This is a genomic window from Paenibacillus sp. P4_E11 (assembly GCF_056401635.1).
Window position 1 is genome coordinate 1 of sequence record NZ_JBFUIX010000245.1, and the last position, 3,654, is coordinate 3,654.

General features: G+C 48.7%; 3 protein-coding genes. 1 reads left to right on the forward strand and 2 read right to left on the reverse strand.

Features of this window, described 5'->3' with window-relative positions; translation table 11 throughout:
- Positions 1–574: SMP-30/gluconolactonase/LRE family protein (locus tag AC1DWB_RS32140; protein ID WP_477545168.1), on the forward strand; the 574-nt coding region annotated here is incomplete at its 5' end.
- Between the two features lie 87 nt (positions 575–661).
- Here the strand turns inward: AC1DWB_RS32140 and AC1DWB_RS32145 are convergent.
- Positions 662–2,803: a methyl-accepting chemotaxis protein gene (locus AC1DWB_RS32145; RefSeq protein ID WP_477545169.1), complete on the reverse strand. Its 2,142-nt coding sequence runs from the start codon at positions 2,801–2,803 to the stop codon at positions 662–664.
- A 295-nt stretch (positions 2,804–3,098) separates the two neighbouring features.
- Positions 3,099–3,654 (reverse strand): extracellular solute-binding protein (locus AC1DWB_RS32150; protein WP_477545170.1); only part of this gene is annotated, 556 nt, incomplete at its 5' end.

The following is a 3,654-nucleotide window of genomic DNA, read 5'->3' on the forward strand; positions in this document are numbered from 1 at the left end:
CGGTAAGTGCGACCGAACCGGCCGTTACTGGGGCGGTACGATGGCTATGAACGATACGGGCAAGCAAGGTGCTGTGTATAGTTTGGACACAGATATGACGTTGTTAGAACGGGAGGAGTTCGGCTCAGTGACTTGTTCGAATGGTATCGGTTGGAGTCCGGACAGTCGAACGATGTACTATATCGATACCCCTACATATGAAGTAATCGCATTTGACTTCGATGAAGCATCTGGTGGACTGTCCAATCGACGTATCGCGATTCATGTGCCGAAAGACTGTGGCTTCCCCGATGGGATGACCGTAGATGCGGAGGGAATGCTGTGGGTCGCACATTGGGGCGGATACCAGGTTACCCGCTGGAACCCGGAGACAGGAGAGCAGATAGATTCGGTTGCCGTACCCGCTCCTCTAGTCACTTCTTGCACGTTCGGTGGTCCGAATCGGGATGAGCTGTATATTACCTCAGCACGACATGGACTCTCCGCTGACGTGCTTGCTCGATATCCACTGGCCGGCGGGGTATTCCGAGTTAAGCCCGGCGTGAAAGGCTTACCGAACCATACGTTTGGGTGAGTCGCGGCAGGTGCAGGCGAGGAGACAGTACATATATTTAGAAAAGACCTTCATCCATTACGGATTGAAGGTCTTTTTTGTGCTGAATTAGATAGTGAATTTACTGAGCGACTCCTTGAGTGAGTTAGACAACTCCTCCAGCTTCTCAGATAAGCGGACGAGACCGCTGCTGATGCTGAGCTGTTCGGTGCTAAGGGAGGCAACCTCTTGGGAGGTCGCTGACGACTCCTCTGCTACGGCGCTCACATTGCTCATCGCATCGGACAGGACGGACTGCGATTCCTTCAACTGTTCGATCGAGCCCGTAACATCGCGAAGCTGTACGGAAAATCCAGTCACTCGATCCTGGACTTGCTTGAAGATTTCGTCGGTATACTTCACGGAAGATATTTGCTCTTGGAACAACGGATACGCTTCTGTTAAGACTGCTACCGTTTCCTTAATCTCATGCTGAATCGTATCTGTGATCTGAGCAACAACATCGATCGATTGCTTCGATTGGTCGGCCAGCTTGCGAATTTCATCGGCGACAACCATGAACCCTTTACCGGCTGCCCCGGCTCTAGCTGCTTCAATTGTAGCATTGAGTGACAATATATTGGTCTGCTTCGTCATGGTGTTCAGAACGTCTAATATTTTACGGATGGAGCGGGTGCTCTCTTGTAGCTTCTCTACCTTGCTGACCATGGAACGCGTCATTTCCTCGGTCGTATTCGTCTTGGTTATCAGCTCTGACATGTAGATCTTACCTTGATTGCTGGACTTCAACACTTCCGAGCTGGAAGCTTCCATCTGCTGGTTAGCTGCGACGACTTGATTAACCTTCGTGTTAATGTTGCTGGTGAGGTCGTTGCCGCGTTCGGCTTCCATGGCGAGACTGGACGCACCTGAAGCAATCTCTTCGGTTGCTACGGCAATTTCCTTCGCCGATAGCGCCGTTTTCTTGGATGCATCGGACAGCTCGGTTGCGGTGTCCAATACTTCCCGAGCGGAATCGTTCGTTTGGCGGACGAGATGCGTGATTTGATCCATCATCAGGTTGAAGCTATCACCCAACTGACCGATCTCGTCACGTCGGCCGGTGGACTTCATCCGTACGACCAGATTGCCTCGTGCACCTTCATTCATCAGGTTCCGCATCCTCACGAGCGGGGAGCCGATCATCCGCATGACCAATACACCAAGTGCGACGGCTACGGCTGCTGCGACCAAGACCATAACGATGGTCAGATTAGATATTTTCTTGGCGTCCTTCACTAGTTCTGCAACAGGCACATTACCAGTCAAATACCAGCCAGCGCGATTGATCAGATCATAGACGACCAAATTGTTGCTATTCTCCACTTCGTCTTCGAAGAAATTGGCTTCTTTCGCTTCTTTCTTCACATTCCCGATGATATCAATCGGATAATTAGTTTCCATACTTTCCGATTTCGGTGACCAGACCAATTTGTTATCAGCGCTGACAATCGCAGTCTGACTCCCTTCCCCGATGGTCAGACCGTTGAGAACGTCCTTAAGTGCGGTTTCCTTCACTTCAATGACTAATATACCTTCAATGTTGCTGGATTTAATGTTTCTAAGTACACGGGCTACAGCGAACGTATTAGAGGTAGTTACATACCCTGTTTTCATGGTAGGAAGCCATACTGCCTTGCCGTCTGCGTCCTTAACTGCTTTAAACCAAGGAGACGTGAAGACCGCTTCCTTCATGCTTGTGGACGATTTATAGCTGTCCGAATCAGGCGTCATCGGGATCAAATTCACATCCGCCAGCTTGCTATTGGCCATCACGTAGTTTTTCAAACGGTTGGCAACAGCTGATCCCGCCTGAAGCTTATCGAAAGCGCTCAACGACTTGTCCTTGTATTTGTTAAGATTATCGGCAATGATATCGTCCGACATCATTTGAACCGATATCGTTTCCAAGCTTTCTAGGAAGAAGTCCAGCTTATCTGATGACTGTACTATGGTCTGTAGAGAGGCATCGGATACTTTACCTGTAATGATATTCTTGGATATTTGTGTGGAGAGAATACCTACGACTACGACGATCGCGACTATGCTAATGAAGAATAACAAGAACAGCATAACGCCGACAGAGCGAATCGGATTTTGAAGCCTGACTTTCCCTTTCTCTTGCATTGGATCCGTGTTCGTCATTTGCCGCTTGGCTTGGTCGAAACTCCCTGTTAATCGGGAGAGCCATTGCGTCAACTTTTCTTTCATGAAAAGCCCACCTTTGTCAGTTTGTCTTTGCCAGTTCGATGTATACCGTATTCGACATGATTTTCCTTTTTCCTTTGTGAGGGGCTTGAAGATGGGGGAAAATATCGGAAAATCTTAACAATTAGTAATAAAGGCCTACGAACGAAAAAGGAAAAATACTCAGGTATTAGGTCTGAGGACATCGATTAGCTCAACATACCCAAAAAAACCTGACCGATGAACCGGTCAGGTTTTCTTAATAGAGTGAACTCTATTAACGTAAAGGCTTCGAATGGAGCTTACCTCAGATATAGGGTTACCCTGAGATGATGCGGACCATCCGATCTGCGAATGCTTCGGCAGATTCCAGTCCGGCCCAGAACATCTCCATTTCCGACTCAATCTCGCCGATCGTCGTGGGCTCCTCGAACATTTCACTTAAGAAGAAACAGTTCACGATCTGGTCGCCAATCAAGTTCAGCGAGCGAAGATCGTTTTCCTCCCAAGTTTGATTGTTGACGGTCAGACAAGAGAGGAACCCGGTCTGCTTACTCAGTGAGATTTGAAGCTCTGGATCCAAGGTATGTTCTATAAACTGCGCAGCGAGTTCGAAATCTGGACAATGACTTGGGATCATAAACCCGTTGGCCACAAGCATAGATGCTTTGACCGGACCGAATGGCAACGGAGCATATTTCGGCTCGAAAGGAATATCCTCATTGCTCCAGCCCGCCATTTCGATCGATGTCGTAAGCACCATTGCCGCCTTCTCACGAATGAACGCTTCGGAGTTCAAGCTGTTCGATGTCTGGTACAACGTAACGGCCCGTTTCCGGTAGAGCACATCGTGAAGAAACGACAATGTCTTAACC

Excerpts from the sequence above, each read along its gene's own strand:
- AC1DWB_RS32145 (WP_477545169.1), bottom strand. The coding sequence starts at position 2,803 with ATGAAAGAAAAGTTGACGCAATGGCTCTCCCGATTAACAGGGAGTTTC.